Below are 15678 nucleotides of genomic sequence, written 5' to 3'. Positions count from 1 at the left end.
AGCTAATAGATTAAAACGCCCCCGGCGACCCCGGGGGTTTTCTGTTTTGGGGCAGGTCCGCGTTCGTTGACAGTCCGCCGCGGCGGGTGGTACAGTGCCCTGTTTAACGCACCACGCCACCGGGACCGGGGAGGGCCGTCATGGAACAAAAACTTCAGATGCTGCTCGATACGGTCCGCAAGCTGATCCGCCGGGGCGCCTACCCCAACCTCACCAAGGTCGTCGCCAAGTCCCACCCCGCCGACGTCGCCCACCTGTTCCGCTACCTCGACCTGAAGGAGCAGCGGATCCTGTTCAACCTCATCGAGGACCCGGAGACCGCGGCCTACGTCCTCTCCGAACTCGACCACGGCACCGGCGCGGCGCTGCTCGAGCAGATCGACAAGGAGACCATCACCGAGGTCCTCCAGGAGATGCCCTACGACGACGCCGTCGACATCATCCGCAACATGCCCGAGGAGCTGGCCGAAGAGGTCCTGCAGATCATGCAGGACGAGGACTCGGAGGAGATCGAGGAGCTGCTCAAGTACGGCGAGGACACCGCCGGCGGCATCATGGTCACCGAGTACTTCGCCATGGACGAGGACCAGACCTGCGGCCAGGCGATCCAGGCCCTGCAGGAGGCCGAGGACGTGGAGATGGTCTTCTATCTCTACGTCACCAACGAGCACAACCACCTGGTCGGGGTGCTCTCGCTGCGCCAGCTGCTGACAGTGCCCGCCTCGACCAAGCTCAAGAACATCATGACCCGCGACGTGATCAGCGTGCGCACCGACATGGACCAGGAAGAGGTCGCCCACATGGTGGCCAAGTACAACATCCTGGCGGTGCCCGTCGTCGACGAGGGGAACAAGCTGATGGGGATCATCACCGTCGACGACGTCATCGACGTTCTGCGCGAGGAGGCGACCGAGGATATCTACAAGATGGCCGGCTCCAGCGACGAAGAGCTGCTCTATGGCTTCAAATCCTTCAAGATCGCCCGGCTGCGCCTGCCCTGGCTGATCACCAACCTGTTCGGCGGGGTGATCACCGGCTACCTGATGTGGCGGTTCAAGGTCACCCTCAAGGAAGTCATGGCGCTGATCTCCTTCATCCCGGTCATCACCGGCATGGGGGGCAACGTCGGCGGCCAGTCGGCGACCATCGTGGTGCGCGGCTTCGCCACCGGGCGCATCGACTTTTCCACCCTGCGCCAGGTGTTTCTCAAGGAGCTGCGGGTCGGGCTGATCATGGGCGTGGTCTGTGGGGTGACCATCGGCCTGGTGGCCTACGGCTGGCACCACAACCCCTACCTGGGGATCGTGGTTGGCCTCGCCATGGTCACCGCCATGACCGTGGCGGCCACCATGGGGGTGCTGGCACCGGCCTTCTTCAAGCGTTTCGGTGTCGACCCGGCCATCGCCTCCACCCCCTTCGTGCAGACCGCCAACGACATCACGGGGATTCTCATCTATTTCGGCACCGCGACCATGTTCCTCAATCTGCTGCGCTGAGAATTAGACAGTAGGGGCACCATTCATGAAGTCCGGGGCGCGATGAATCACGCCCCCCGCATCGGGTGTAATTGTGCATATCCACGCCAGCGAAGCCATTATCCTGCGCCATATCGACTATGGCGAGGCCGATCGTATCGTCACCTTCCTGACCCCGGAGCCGGGGCGGCTCAAAGGGTTTGCGCGCAGCGCCCGCAAGAGCCGCAGGCGTTTCGGCGCGGCCCTGGAACCCTTCGCCAGCGTCCGCCTGCACTGGAGCGCGCCGCGCTCCGGGGAGCTGGTTTCGCTCAAGGAGGCCGAACTGGTCGACCTGCGGGCGGGGCTGCGCGGCGACCTGGCCGCCTTCGCCCTGGCGGGCTACAGTTGCGAACTGGTCGATGTGCTGCTCGGCGAACAGCAGGGGCACCGGGAGGTTTTCGATTTTCTGCAGGCCTGCCTCGACCACCTGGCCGCCGCCGGCGCGGGTGGGGAGGCCCGCCTGCTGGTGGAGCTGCGGGTGCTGGCCATGTCCGGCTACGTCCCCCACCTGCTGCACTGCTCCGAATGCGGCGGCGGCTTCGGCGGCGAGCTGGTGGCCTTCGACGCCTCCCGCGGCGGCAGCCTGTGCGATCCGTGCGCCGGGGCCGGCCCGCCCCACCGGGTCGCCCTGGGGACCCTGGGCTCCCTGGCCCGCTCGCTCAAGGTCGAACCGACCCGCTTCGCCGGCTTCCGGTTCAGCCCCCGCACCCTGGCCGAAGGCGGGGCGATCCTCGGGCAGGCCCTCGCCCTGCACCTGCCGGGAGCGCTTCGCTCGCGGCCGTTCCTGGAAGAAGTTTTGCCATGCTGAAGCTGTCCTTAAACTTCGCTAAATATCTGTTTTTTCCCACTTGTCCAACTTGACAAGGCCGATTAAACGGGTTAGCATTTGCCCTCTATAATCTTTGTATACTGTATACGATGGCGGCCCGTTTTCGGACGGCCGCCATCGCGTCCCATAACCCCCTGGAGGCATCGTGACATTTCAAGAACTGATCCTTTCCCTGCAGAGCTACTGGGCCAAGCAGGGATGCATCATCCAGCAGCCCTACGACATGGAGAAGGGCGCCGGAACCTTCAATCCAGCCACTTTCCTGCGCGTGCTCGGGCCCGAGCCCTGGAAGGTGGCCTACATCGAACCCTCCCGCCGTCCCACCGACGGCCGCTACGGGGAAAACCCCAACCGCCTGCAGCATTACTACCAGTTCCAGGTGATCCTCAAGCCCTCGCCGATGAACATCCAGGAGCTCTACCTCGATTCGCTCAGGAGCTTCGGCATCAACCCCTCGCAGCACGACATCCGCTTCGTCGAGGACGACTGGGAGTCGCCGACCCTGGGCGCCTGGGGATTGGGCTGGGAGGTCTGGCTCGACGGCATGGAGATCACCCAGTTTACCTATTTCCAGCAGGCCGGCGGCATCGACCTCAAGCCCGTTTCCGGCGAGATCACCTACGGTTGCGAGCGCATCGCCATGTACCTGCAGGGGGTGGACAACGTCTACGACCTCGAGTGGGTCAAGGGGGTCAAGTACGGTGACGTGCATCACCAGACCGAGGTCGAGTTCTCCACCTACAACTTCGAGGAAGCCGACACCGCGATGCTCTTCCAGCTTTTCGACATGTACGAAAAGGAGTGCATCCGCCTCGGCGAGCAGCAGCTGGTGTTTCCCGCTTACGATTTCGTGCTCAAGTGTTCCCACGCCTTCAACCTGCTCGACGCCCGCGGCGCCATCTCGGTCACCGAACGGGCCGGCTACATCGGCCGGGTACGCAACCTGGCCCGGCTGTGCGCCGAGGGGTATGTCGCCCAGCGCGAGAAGATGGGATTTCCGCTGCTGAAAAAATAATCCGTAGGGGCGGGGTATCCCCGCCCGGGCCATTTCGCCCGAATCGCCTGACTGGACACCGGGACGGCGCCCCTACATGAAATTGGAGAACCAATGTCCTCTGAACTTTTTCTCGAAATCGGTACCGAAGAGATCCCCGCCGGGTTCCTGCCCGTCGCCATGCGCGATCTCGAGCGCCTGGTGCGCAAGGAGTTCGACAACGCCCGCATCGGCTTCGGCGCCATCCGCACCCTGGCGACGCCGCGCCGCCTGGCCATCGCCGTCGCCGATGTCGCCGCCGAGCAGCAGCGCCAGGAGCTGACCCTCTCGGGCCCCTCGGTCAAGGTCGCCTTCGACGCCGAGGGCAACCCCACCAAGGCCGCCATCGGCTTCGCCCGCGCCAACGGCGTCGAGGTTTCCGAGCTCTCGCGCATGCAGACCGACAAGGGCGAGTACCTGTTTATCTCCAAGGTCGAGGAGGGGCGCCCCTCCGCCGAGCTGCTCCCCGAACTGCTGCCCCGGGTGATCGCCAGCATTCCTTTCAAGAAGTCGATGCGCTGGAAGGACCTCGACATCCGTTTCGCCCGGCCGATCCACTGGATCGTCGCCCTGTTCGGCGGCCAGGTGGTCCCCTTCGCCTACGGCAACCTGCAAAGCGGCAACCTCTCGCGGGGGCACCGCTTCATGGCCCCCGGCGAGTTCGCCGTCAGCGGCCTCGCCGATTATCTCGAAGCGGCCGCCAAGCATTTCGTCATGCCCGACCCCGCCGAGCGCAAGGCGCTGATCGCCCGGCAGCTCGAGGAGACCGCCCGCCAGGCCGGCGGCCGGCTCAACCCCGATCCCGAACTGCTCGACGAGGTCGCCTGCCTGGTCGAGGACCCCACGGCGGTCTGCGGCGGTTTCGAGGACAAGTACCTGGAGCTGCCCGAGGAGCTGCTGATCACCACCATGCGCGAGCACCAGCGCTACTTCACCCTGGTCGACGGCGACGGCCGGCTGCTGCCGCGCTTCATCACCATCTCCAACACCCGCGCCGAGGACCTGGCGGTGGTGGCCCGCGGCAACGAGCGGGTGCTGCGCGCGCGGCTCTCGGATGCCATGTTCTTCTGGAAGGAAGACCAGAAGGTCAAGCTGGGAACCCGTCTCGAGGCCCTCAAGAACGTGGTCTACCAGGCCAAGCTGGGGACCAGCTACGAAAAGGTCATGCGCTTCCGCGAGCTTGCGGTGGGGCTGGCCGAGCAGCTCGACCCGGCCACCAGGGCGCTGACCGAGCGGGCCGCGATCCTGGCCAAGTGCGATCTGGAGACCGGCATGGTCTACGAGTTCCCCGAACTGCAGGGGGTGATGGGGCGCGAGTACGCCCGCCTCGAGGGGGAGGACCCCCGGGTGGCCAAGGCGATTCACGAGCACTACCTGCCGGTGCAGGCCGGCGGCGAGCTGCCTTCGGACAACGTCGGCGCCTTCGTCTCCATCGCCGACAAGATCGACACCATCTGCGGCTGCTTCGGCGTCGGCCTGATCCCCACCGGGACCGCCGACCCCTACGCCCTGCGGCGCAGCGCCATCGGCATCCTCAACATCATCCTCGCGCGCGGCTTCCGCATCTCGCTGCCGCAACTGGTGGACAACAGCGTGGCGCTGCTCGAACCCAAGCTGACCCGCCCGGCCGCCGAGGTCAAATCCGACGTGGTCGAGTTCATCCGCCTGCGCTTCGTCAACATGCTCACCCAGGAGCACCCCGGCGACGTGGTGGATGCGGTGCTGGCCGCCTCCTTCGACGATCCCGTGGACGCCCAGGAGCGGGTCAAGGCCCTGGCCGACCTCAAGGGCCGCGAGGACTTCGAGCCGCTGGCGGTCTCCTTCAAGCGGGTGGTCAACATCATCAAGGACGGGGTTGACGCGAAAGTCGACGCCGGGTTGTTCGAAAACCCCTGCGAGGGGGCGCTGAGCGAAGCGCTGCACAAGCTGCGGGCCGAGGTGGACGGCAAGGTCGCCGCCGGTGACTACGGCGGGGCGCTGCGGGCCATCGCCACCTTGCGCAGCCCGGTCGATGCATTTTTTGATGGGGTCATGGTCATGGCCAAGGACGAGGCGGTGCGCAACAACCGCCTGGCCCTGCTGACCGGGGTGGCCCGTTTGTTCAAGGGGATTGCGGACTTTTCCAGAGTCGCCGCCTGATCGCGGGCGCAAGCTGCCGTGGCCGGGGAGCGAGGGATCTCCCCGTCCCGCTAACCAATTGAGGAGGAGATAGGTTGATGGCAACGAAGTACGTGTACTTCTTCGGCAACGGCAAGGCCGAAGGCAAGGGGGACATGAAGAACCTGCTCGGCGGCAAGGGCGCCAATTTGGCGGAAATGACCGCCATCGGGCTGCCGGTGCCCCCGGGTTTCACCATCACCACCGAGGTCTGCACCGAGTTCTACAAGAACAACCGCAACTACCCGGCCGAACTCAAGGGGCAGGTCGCGGAGCAACTCCGGCAGGTCGAGGAGCTGATGGGCCGCAAGTTCGGCGATTCGGGCAACCCTCTGCTGGTTTCGGTCCGTTCCGGGGCCCGGGCCTCGATGCCCGGCATGATGGACACGGTGCTCAACCTCGGCCTCAATGACCAGACGGTCCAGGGGGTCATTGCCAAGAGCGGCGATCCCCGCTTTGCCTACGACTCCTACCGCCGCTTCATCCAGATGTACTCCAACGTGGTGCTCAACCTCGACGGCGACATCCTCGAGGACATCCTCGAGCACATGAAGGAGCAGCGCGGGGTCAGGAACGACACGGAGCTCAGCGCCGACGATCTCAAGCAGCTGGTGAGCCTGTTCAAGACCAGGGTCAAGGAAGAGCTCGGCCGCGAGTTTCCCGAAGATCCCCAGGAGCAGCTCTGGGGCGCAATCGGTGCCGTGTTCGGCTCCTGGATGAACCCGCGGGCCATCACTTACCGCAAGCTCAACAACATCCCCGCCGAGTGGGGGACCGCGGTCAACGTCCAGTCGATGGTCTACGGCAACATGGGCGATGACTGCGCCACCGGAGTCGCCTTCACCCGCAACCCCTCCACCGGCGAAAAAGTCTTCTTCGGCGAGTTCCTGGTCAACGCCCAGGGCGAGGACGTGGTGGCCGGCATCCGCACCCCGCAGCCGATCAACAAGGCCGGCGGCGACGGTTCGCTCCCCTCGATGGAAGAGGTGATGCCCGCCTGCTACGGCCAGCTGATGCAGATCCAGGACACCCTGGAGCGGCATTACCGCGACATGCAGGACATCGAGTTCACCATCGAGAAGAGCAAGCTCTACATGCTGCAGACCCGCAACGGCAAGCGCACCGCCCGCGCGGCGATGAAGATTGCCGTCGACATGGTCAAGGAAGGGCTGATCAGCGACCGCGAGGCGGTCCTGCGCGTCGCCCCCGAGCAGCTCGACCAGCTGCTGCACCCCTCCCTGGATCCCAAGGCGCCCAAGAACGTCATCGCCAAGGGCCTGCCGGCTTCTCCCGGCGCCGCCTGCGGGGAGGTGGTGTTCTCCGCCGACGAGGCCGAGGAAGCCGCCAAGATCGGCCTCAAGGTCATCCTGGTGCGGGTCGAGACCAGCCCCGAGGACATCCACGGCATGCATGCCGCCCAGGGGATTCTCACCGCCCGCGGCGGCATGACCTCCCACGCCGCGGTGGTCGCCCGCGGCATGGGCAAATGCTGCGTCTCCGGCTGCGGCGACATCAAGGTGGAGTACGCCGGGCAGCGCTTCACCGCCAGAAACGGGGTGGTGGTCAGCAAGGGGGATATCGTCACCCTCGACGGCTCCACCGGCGAAGTCATGCTCGGCTCGGTCCCCACGGTGCAGCCTGAGCTCACCGGCGATTTCGGCCAGATCATGGAATGGGTCGACAAGTACCGCCGCATGAAGGTGCGCACCAACGCCGACACCCCCCACGACTCCAAGGTCGCCCGCCAGTTCGGCGCCGAGGGGATAGGCCTGTGCCGCACCGAGCACATGTTCTTCGAGGGCGAGCGGATCATGGCGGTGCGCGAGATGATCCTGGCCGCCGACCTCGAAGGGCGCAAACGCGCCCTGGGCAAGATCCTGCCCATGCAGAAGGGGGACTTCATCGGCATCTTCCGCGAGATGAAGGGGCTGCCGGTGACCATCCGCCTGCTCGACCCGCCGCTGCACGAGTTTCTGCCGCACACCGACAAGGAGATCGAAGAACTCTCCAAGGTCATGAACGTTCAGGCCGCGACCCTGAAGAACAAGGTCGAATTCCTGCACGAGTTTAACCCGATGCTCGGCCATCGCGGCTGCCGGCTCGGCATCACCTTCCCCGAGATCTACGACATGCAGGTGCAGGCCATCATGGAAGCGGCCTGCGAGCTGATCAAGGAGGAGGGCTTCCAGATCGTCCCCGAGATCATGATCCCTCTGGTGGGCGAAGTGAAGGAGCTGGGCATCCTCAAGGCCAGTGCCATCCGCGTTGCCGACGAGGTGATCGGCCGCTACGGCGTCGAGGTGAAATACCTGATCGGCACCATGATCGAGCTGCCCCGGGCCGCGCTGACCGCCGACGAGATCGCCCGCGAGGCCGAGTTCTTCTCCTTCGGCACCAACGACCTGACCCAGACCACCTACGGGCTCTCGCGCGACGACGCCGGGAAATTCCTCCCCTATTACGTCGAGCGCGAGATCTATCCCAACGACCCCTTTGTCGCCCTCGACCAGGCCGGGGTCGGCCAACTGGTGAAGATGGGGTGCGAGAAGGGCCGCCAGACCCGGCCGGAGATCAAGCTTGGCATCTGCGGCGAGCATGGCGGCGAGGCCTCCAGCGTCATCTTCTGCCACAAGATCGGGCTCGACTACGTTTCCTGCTCCCCCTACCGGGTGCCTATCGCCCGGCTGGCCGCCGCCCACGCGGCGATTCAGGACGAGTTGACAAAGTAGTCTTTTTTACGCAGTGCTGAATGCGGCCCCCGGCGAAAACGTCCGCCGGGGGCCGTTGTTTTTTATCTTCCCCCCCTCGAGGGGGCGGGAGCTCACCCAGGCGGCACCTTGAGGCAGTATTGCTGAATAGTTACCGTTTGCTATCCTTTTTGCGTTGGGTCTGGCGTCCGAGGCCGCAGCGTATCGACAGGGAGGACTTCATGAAAATCGTGGTGCTGGATGGCTATGCCTTGAATCCCGGCGACCTGAGCTGGGATGGCTTGCAGGGGCTGGGGGAGCTGGTGGTGCATGAGCGAACTCCCGGGGAGCAGCTCATGGCGCGCGCCGCGGGGGCGCAGGTGCTGCTGACCAACAAGACGGTCCTCGACCGCTCGGCCATCGAGGCGCTGCCGGATTTGCAGTACATCGGGGTGCTCGCCACCGGCTACAACGTGGTGGACGTCAAGGCGGCCGGGGAGCGGGGGATCACGGTCACCAACGTGCCCGGCTACGGCACCCGCTCGGTGGCGCAGATGGTCTTCGCCCTGCTGCTGGAGATGACCCAGCAGGTTGGACACCACGCCCGGCTGGTGCGTTACGGCGCCTGGAGCCGCAGTCCCGATTTCTGCTTCTGGGACCGGCCGCTGGTGGAGCTGGACGGGCTGGCCATGGGGGTGGTCGGTTTCGGCACCATCGGCCGGCAGGTAGCACAGCTGGCCCGGGCTTTCGGCATGCGGGTGCTGGTGCATACCGGCCACCCGGAGAAATACCGCGCGCAGGTTGCCGATCCGCAGATCGAATTCGTCGAGCTGGAGCGGCTGTTCGGCGAGAGCGACGTGATCAGCCTCCATTGCCCCCTCACCCCGGCGACCGAAGGGCTGGTCAACGCCTCGCGGCTGGCTTCGATGAAGCCGGGCGCCTTTCTGATCAACACCGGCCGCGGCCCCCTGGTGGACGAGGCGGCCCTGGCCGAGGCGCTGAACCGTGAGAAAATCGCCGGAGCCGGCCTGGATGTGCTGTGCGGCGAGCCGCCGCCGGCGGACAACCCCCTGCTGAGCGCCCGCAACTGCTTCATCACCCCGCACATCGCCTGGGCCACCCGGGCCGCGCGGGAAAGGCTGCTGCTGACCGCCGTCGAGAACCTGCAGGCCTATCTCGACGGCCAGCCCCAAAACCGCGTGAACTGAGCGCCTTTCGCCGCTCCGCCAGCAGTTTCGAATGCTTGGCCGAACCGGCGAAGTGGGGCCGCCCTGGGCGCTTGACAGTCGCCGGGGTTGATGATATAAATCGCCGCTCTACAAAGCGGAACATGGCCACAGGGATGTTTCTCCTGTGGCCTTTTCGCGTCAAAAGGGGATTTTTCATGAACAAAAAAAGACTGTCCGCAGGCGATTTCATCGACGCCAAATGTACCCGCTGTCGGGACCTGACCAATCACACGATCGTGGCCATGGTCGAGGAGCGCGTGGTTCGCGTGCAATGCAACACCTGCCAGGGGATTCACAACTACCATGCACCCAAACCGGCGAAGGAAAAAGTGGAACGTCCCGCGCGGGGGGCGGCGGCGCCTCGGGCCCCGCGTTCCTCGGCTCGCTCCGCCGGCCGGAACCAGTGGCAGGAGCTGAGCGCCGGGGCCGATCCGGAAAAAGCCCGGCCCTATGACATGAACGGCAGCTTCCGTTCCGGCGATCTCATGCAGCACCCGGCCTTCGGACTGGGATTCGTTCGCGCGATTGTCGGCGCCAACAAGATCGAAGTGCTGTTCGAGTCCGGGGAAAAGCTGCTGCGCTGCAAGACCTGAGGGCGGGGGGATAAAAGCGGGCTTTTCCCCCTGGGCGATTTGCCAGCCAGCCGATTCGGGTTAGAATCTATACAGTTTGCTACCATTTCTGCTACCGGAGGTTGCCAATGTCAATCAGCGAACGGCGGAGGGAGCTCAAACGAAGAAGGCAACGCCGCGAAAAGCGCTTGCGAAGCAGATTGAAGACCCAGGGGAAAAAAGGCTCCAATCCTGAATCGCCAGGGAAACCGGCGGCCAAGGAAAAGCCCGATGCGGCTCCGGGAGGCAAAACCCCCGGGAAGTGAGCAGTGACTTGTCGTGCGCCGCCCTGGAGACCGGAAGGCCCGGCCTTCCGGAAACCCAGATGGTAATACCCTGCCTGCACAACTGGTCCATGACCTACCCCGAAGCCGCAGCCCTGCAGCGGCAGCTGGCGGCCGAAGTGACGCTGGTCAACCGCCTCCCGCAGCCGGTGCGGCTGGTGGCCGGGGTCGATGTTTCCTACCAGCCCCACGGCGAGCTGTTTTTCGCCGGGGTGGTGGTGCTGGAACGACCGGGCCTGAGGGTGGTGGAGGAGGCCTCGGCCCGGGGTCGGGTGGAATTCCCCTATGTGCCCGGGTTCCTTTCCTTTCGCGAACTCCCCGTGGTGATCGAGGCGTTTCGGAACCTGAACAGGGTTCCGGATGCCATCCTGGTGGACGGCCAGGGGATCGCCCATCCCCGGCGCCTGGGCGTCGCCAGTCATCTCGGGCTCTGGCTCGGGCTGCCGACGGTCGGCTGCGCCAAGAGCCGACTGTGCGGCGAGTATGAGCCCCCCGGCCCGGCCCGCGGCGACCGGCAGCCCCTGCAACTGGGCGGCGAGCAGGTGGGGGTGGTGCTGACTACCCGCGACAGGGTCAAGCCCCTGTTCATTTCGCCTGGACACCTGGTGGATATCGATACCGCGGCGCAGCTGACCCTGGAATGCTGCGGGCGCTACCGCATGCCCGAGCCCACCCGGCTGGCCCACCATCTGACCAATCGGCTGCGCAAGGAGTATCTGGCTGAAATGGCCAGTGAGGAGTGAGGAGTGAGGAGTGAACAAGGGGGCGCGGCGGCGCCCCTTTTCTATTGGTCCGCGAGCAACTTCAGCAGGTCCGCTGCCTTCTGCGGATCGATGGTCCCTTTGCGCTGGGCGACCTCCACGGTTTTTCTGCCCAGAACCCGGTAGATCTCGCCCAGATCCGCGGGCATCTGTCCGAGGGCCTGCAGGTGCTTGCCGACGGTGCGCTGGTCGCCGCGGGCGATGGGGCCGGTGAGGGCCTGCTCCGGGCCGAGGACCGAAAGGTTGTGGCAGGTACCAGTCAGCAGGGGCAGCAACAGGCGGGTCGCCTCGGCTTTTTCCAGTCCGCAGCCGCAGAGCATTTCGCAGGCGGCGGCGACCAGGCTGACCAGGTAGTTGGAGGTGAAACAGGCCGCCGCGTGGTACAGGGGTTTGCATTCGGCGGCAATGCGAAAGGGGGTTCCGCCCAGGTCCTCGACGAACTGCTCGGCCAAAGGCAGCAACTCAGCCGCCCCTTCCACCGAGCAGGGGCTGCCGGGGAGGTTTCTTACCCCCATCACCGCGTCGGCAAAGGTCTGCAGGGGGTGGATGGCCAGGGCCCCGAGAGGCGGTCCCTGCTCGCCGAGCATGATCGAGGCCGGGTGCAGGCCGCTGAAGTGGACCAGTACCGATCCGGCGGCCAGGTGGCCGCCGCGGCGCAGGGTCGCGGCCATCTCGCCGATCTGGTCGTCGGGCAGGGCGATCAATACCAGCTCACCCTCCGCGGCCCGGGCGAGCTCGGTGGTGGCCGCATGGCGGAAGCCGATGAAGCGGGCCGCCTCCACCGCCCGGCCCTGGTCCCGGCTGATGACCGCCCGGATATCGTAGCCGGCCTCGGCCAGCAGTCTGCCGATTGCCTGGCCCAGCCTCCCGGGTCCGATCAGTACGACCCTCTTGTTCACTGGACGCTCACCTCCAGAGTCCCCACGCCTTTGATCGCCGCGCACAGGCGGTCGCCGCTGCGCACGGGCCCGACGCCGGCGGGGGTGCCGGTCAGGATGATGTCCCCTTCCTCCAGGGAGAAAATCGTCGATACCTCCTCGATGATCTCCGGAATCCTGCGCATCATGAACTCCGTGGTGGAGTCCTGGCGCAGCTCGCCATTGACGCTGAGGGAGATCGCCAGGGAGTGCGGGTCGGGGATTTTTGCCGTGGGGACGAAGTCCGACAGGGGGCAGGAAGTATCGAACCCCTTGGCAATCTCCCAGGGCAGCCCCTTGGCCTTGAGCTGGGACTGCACGTCGCGCAGGGTCATGTCCAGGGCGACGCCGTAGCCGGCAACGTGGGTCATGGCCTCGGCCGCCGGGATGTTCTTGCCGAATTTGCTGATCAGCACCGCCAGCTCCACTTCATGGTGACAGTCGGAGGAATAGGCGGGGATGACGATCTGTTCACCGTTGCCGATGAGGCTGGTAGCCGGCTTGATGAAAAACACCGCCTTCTCCGGAACCTCGTTGCCCAGTTCGCGGATGTGTTCGCTGTAGTTGCGGGCCAGGCAGAGAACCTTTCCGACCCGGTAGGTCTTGCTGGTGCCTTGCAGTCGTACGATATGCATCTGATCAATCCTCCGTGGTTTGTTCTTCCCGCTCCAGGATCAGCCCCTGGCTCGCGGCAATGCCCAGTTGTAGCGGATGGCCAGCAGCCGCAGGGCGATCACCACCAGGGCCGCAGCCAGGGCGGCCAGCGGCTGGGGCAGGGGGGTCTTGTCAAGCAGCACCAGCAGCGCGGCGCCGGCCAGGCAGGCCGAGGCGTAGATCTCCCGGCGCAGGATCAGCGGCACCTGGTTGGAAAGCACGTCCCGCACCATGCCGCCGGCGGTGGCGGTCATCACTCCCATCATCACCGCCCCCAGAAATCCCATGTGAAAGCTGAGCGCCTTGCCGGTGCCGATGACTACGAAAGTACCCAGGCCGACGGCGTCGAAATAGAGCAGCGGATGGGCCAGGGCTTTTAGCCAGGGGTGCAGAAAGAATACCGCCAGCGCCACCCCGAAGGAGATGTAGAGGTAGTTTTCGTCCTTGAGGCAGAAGGGCGGGGTGTCGCCCAGCAGCAGATCGCGGAGGGTTCCGCCGCCGGTGGCCGTCACCAGGCCCAGCACTAGCACGCCGAACAGGTCCATGCGGTTGCGCACGGCGGCCCAGGCACCCGAGGCGGCGAAGGCCGCTGTCCCCACCAGGTCGAGGAAATAAAGCAGGTTCAAGGGGGTTCCTCCAATCCGCTGGAGAATACTAAGATGGCGGTCAAAAGGCAAGATCTTGTTAATTTCCCCAATCCGGGGTGAGCCACCCGGCCGACTGTGCTAAGATGCTCCGGCGGCACCAATGTCATTCGGCCCGGGTACCGGGGCCACCGAAAGGGTCTTCAGATGCTCCTGCCAGTCGGCGACACCCCCAATCCGCGCGGCACCCCCTGGCTGAACTACCTGCTGATCGGTGTCAACGTCGCGGTTTTTCTGCTCGTCTCGCTGCCGATGATGATGTCCCGGCCGGACCTGTCGGATCCGCTGCTGCTCGAATACCTGCGCGCCCTGGGGGCGCGGGGCGCGATCCCCGTGGATGCGGTGCTCGAGCATGTTTCGGCTTATGACCTGGCGGTGTTCCGCTACGGCTACCGACCCGCCGACCCCTCGCTGCTGACCCTGTTCACCTCCCTGTTCCTCCACGGCGGGTGGCTGCACCTGGCAGGCAATATGCTGTTCCTGGGTATCTTCGGCGACAACGTCGAACACCGCCTCGGCCGTCTCAACTACCTGCTGGCCTACCTGGGAGCGGGGATCGTCGCGACCCTGTTCTTTTCCCTGTTCGTCCCCGGCTCCAACATCCCCCTGGTGGGCGCTTCCGGGGCGATCTCCGGGGTGCTCGGCTGCTATTTCATCTGGTTCCCCCGCAACCGCGTGAAGGTGTTCGTGTTCCTGTTCCCGATCCTGATGAACACCTTCCTGGTCCCGGCCCGCATGGTGCTCGGCTTTTACCTGGTGGTGGACAATCTCATCCCCTTTCTGCTCACCCAGGGCGGCGGCAGCGGGGTCGCCCACGGCGCCCATATCGGCGGTTTTTTCGGTGGGCTGGGGCTGGCCTGGGCCCTGGAGCGGGCCCCGGGATTGCTGGAGCGCAGGCGCTCGCAGGCCGCATTTCGCGGCCAGGCGGGCGAGGGGGGAAACGGCGAGGAGCCTTCGCTCGGCGGGCGCATCACCCGCCTGCTGGGCCTCGGCGAGCTGCCCCGCGCCGCGGCTCTCTACGAGAGCCTGCCCGAGCGGGCCGAACGGCTGCAGGTCGGGGATGAGGCGGTGCTGGCCATCGGTGAATACCTGGTGAGCGCCGGGGGCTACGACCGGGCCCTGGCGGTGTTCCGCCGCTTTATCGCCGAACGCCCCCGCTCGCCCATGCTCGACCGCGCGTTTCTCGGCGCCGGCAAGGCGCTGATCCACAAACCGCGCTGCATCCCCAGCGCCTACCAGTATTTTCTCGCCGCGTTGGATGTGGCAAAATCGCAGGAGCTGGCCGAAGAGGCGCGCATGCACCTGCGGGCCATCGAGCGGCTGGGAGAGGACGGGTGAGGAGTGAGGAGTAAGGAGTAAGGAGACACCATCAACAAGCAGGGTTCCCATGTACTACTATTTCGATTACGACGAACCGCTGTTCCGCCCGCCGAGCGAGGCGCAGAGCCTGATTTTCCAGATCACCATCGGCTGCTCGCAGAACCACTGCACCTTCTGCGGCATGTATAAAGGCAAACGGTTCCGGGTGCGCCCCGTCGCCGAGATCCTGCGGGAGATCGCGTCGGTGCCGCAGCACCACCGCTCCTACGTGCAGCGGGTGTTTCTCGCCGACGGCGACGCCCTGGTCTATCCCCAGGCCGGGCTGATACAGATCCTCGAGGCCCTGGCCGCGACCTTCCCCAACCTGACCCGCATCGGCGTCTACGCCTCGCCCAACAGCCTGACCACCAAGAACGCCGAGGAGCTTGCCGCGCTGCGCGAGAAGAAACTGCGCATCCTCTATTTCGGCCTGGAGAGCGCCGATCCGGTTACCCTGGAAGCGGTCAACAAGGGTTTTTCCCCGCAGCGGATGCTGGAGCTCTGCCGGAAGGCCCGGCAGGCGGGCATGAAGCTTTCGGTCACCGCCATCCTCGGCCTGGGCGGGCGGGAGCGCAGCCTGGAGCACGCCCGCGCCACCGCCGCCTGGATCAGCGAACTCTCCCCCGAGTATTTCTCGCTGCTCACCCTGTTCATGCGCCACAACGACGATTTTCTGCGCAGCATCACCCCCCTGAGCCGCGGCGACATTCTCGAAGAGGCGCTGGAGATGGTCAGCCATCTCGCCCCGCAGAAAACCATCCTGCGCTCCAACCACGTCTCCAACTTCCTCAACCTGGCCGGCAGCTACCCCAAGGACCGCCAGCGGCTCATCGACGAAGTCGCAACCGCCATCGGCCAGGCCCGCCGCCATCCCGCCTGGTACGCCGAAATTCCCGATTACCGCGAAGAGCTGTTCTGATTCGGATAAAATGCTCTCCCCTTTGACCGGGGATGACCCTGAGAAGGTTCACCACGAAGGGCACGAAGGACACGAAGAGA

The 15678-nt window shown here is 65.4% G+C and carries 13 protein-coding genes; 10 read left to right on the top strand and 3 right to left on the bottom strand.

Translation table 11 applies throughout. From position 1 onward, the window contains the following. Nucleotides 1-140: 140 nt before the first annotated feature. The 8 genes from mgtE (at nucleotide 141) to nfi (ending at nucleotide 11087) form a co-directional block, all read left to right on the top strand. Nucleotides 141-1496 (top strand): magnesium transporter, encoded by a 1356-nt coding sequence (gene mgtE / locus DESUT3_RS15410; protein ID WP_221249357.1) that lies wholly within the window; start codon nucleotides 141-143, stop codon nucleotides 1494-1496. A 73-nt stretch (nucleotides 1497-1569) separates the two neighbouring features. Further along, on the top strand, nucleotides 1570-2322 hold the full coding sequence (recO, locus tag DESUT3_RS15405) for a DNA repair protein RecO (protein WP_221249356.1): 753 nt from the start codon (nucleotides 1570-1572) through the stop codon (nucleotides 2320-2322). Nucleotides 2323-2488: 166 nt separating this feature from the next. Next, nucleotides 2489-3358: a glycine--tRNA ligase subunit alpha gene (glyQ, locus tag DESUT3_RS15400; RefSeq protein WP_225911530.1), complete on the top strand. Its 870-nt coding sequence runs from the start codon at nucleotides 2489-2491 to the stop codon at nucleotides 3356-3358. A 93-nt stretch (nucleotides 3359-3451) separates the two neighbouring features. Next, nucleotides 3452-5515 (top strand): glycine--tRNA ligase subunit beta, encoded by a 2064-nt coding sequence (gene glyS / locus DESUT3_RS15395; RefSeq protein ID WP_221249355.1) that lies wholly within the window; start codon nucleotides 3452-3454, stop codon nucleotides 5513-5515. A 77-nt stretch (nucleotides 5516-5592) separates the two neighbouring features. Next, nucleotides 5593-8262 carry a pyruvate, phosphate dikinase gene (ppdK, locus tag DESUT3_RS15390; protein WP_221249354.1) on the top strand — a complete coding sequence of 890 codons (2670 nt, stop codon included), beginning with the start codon at nucleotides 5593-5595 and terminating at the stop codon, nucleotides 8260-8262. A gap of 200 nt (nucleotides 8263-8462) precedes the next feature. Then, complete coding sequence (locus DESUT3_RS15385) at nucleotides 8463-9428, top strand: D-2-hydroxyacid dehydrogenase (protein ID WP_221249353.1); 966 nt, start codon at nucleotides 8463-8465, stop codon at nucleotides 9426-9428. Between the two features lie 176 nt (nucleotides 9429-9604). After that, nucleotides 9605-10042: a hypothetical protein gene (locus DESUT3_RS15380; RefSeq protein WP_221249352.1), complete on the top strand. Its 438-nt coding sequence runs from the start codon at nucleotides 9605-9607 to the stop codon at nucleotides 10040-10042. 343 nt (nucleotides 10043-10385) lie between these two features. Further along, nucleotides 10386-11087 carry a deoxyribonuclease V gene (gene nfi / locus DESUT3_RS15375; RefSeq protein ID WP_221249351.1) on the top strand — a complete coding sequence of 234 codons (702 nt, stop codon included), beginning with the start codon at nucleotides 10386-10388 and terminating at the stop codon, nucleotides 11085-11087. A 41-nt stretch (nucleotides 11088-11128) separates the two neighbouring features. Here the strand turns inward: nfi and DESUT3_RS15370 are convergent, their stop codons facing one another. From DESUT3_RS15370 to DESUT3_RS15360, 3 genes are read right to left on the bottom strand one after another with little or no spacing between them, the layout of a single operon-like run. After that, the gene (locus DESUT3_RS15370; RefSeq protein WP_221249350.1) at nucleotides 11129-12004 is read right to left on the bottom strand and encodes a Rossmann-like and DUF2520 domain-containing protein; all 876 of its coding nucleotides are present in this window, start codon (nucleotides 12002-12004) and stop codon (nucleotides 11129-11131) included. Then, a complete protein-coding gene (locus DESUT3_RS15365; RefSeq protein WP_221249349.1) occupies nucleotides 12001-12657 on the bottom strand; it encodes a fumarylacetoacetate hydrolase family protein in 657 nt (218 codons plus the stop codon). The genes DESUT3_RS15370 and DESUT3_RS15365 overlap by 4 nt, the downstream gene beginning before the upstream one ends. Nucleotides 12658-12696: 39 nt before the next feature. After that, nucleotides 12697-13302, bottom strand: coding sequence for a trimeric intracellular cation channel family protein (locus DESUT3_RS15360; protein WP_221249348.1), 606 nt, complete (start codon nucleotides 13300-13302; stop codon nucleotides 12697-12699). A gap of 165 nt (nucleotides 13303-13467) precedes the next feature. Here DESUT3_RS15360 and DESUT3_RS15355 point away from each other — a divergent pair, with 165 nt between their 5' ends. Further along, nucleotides 13468-14658 (top strand): rhomboid family intramembrane serine protease, encoded by a 1191-nt coding sequence (locus DESUT3_RS15355; protein ID WP_221249347.1) that lies wholly within the window; start codon nucleotides 13468-13470, stop codon nucleotides 14656-14658. A gap of 49 nt (nucleotides 14659-14707) precedes the next feature. Further along, complete coding sequence (locus DESUT3_RS15350; protein WP_221249346.1) at nucleotides 14708-15598, top strand: radical SAM protein; 891 nt, start codon at nucleotides 14708-14710, stop codon at nucleotides 15596-15598. The last annotated feature ends 80 nt before the right edge of the window (nucleotides 15599-15678 follow it).

This window comes from Desulfuromonas versatilis, from assembly GCF_019704135.1.
In the GTDB taxonomy this organism is placed as follows: Bacteria; Desulfobacterota; Desulfuromonadia; order Desulfuromonadales; family NIT-T3; genus Desulfuromonas_A; species Desulfuromonas_A versatilis.
This window is presented reverse-complemented; position numbering and strand designations above follow the sequence as displayed.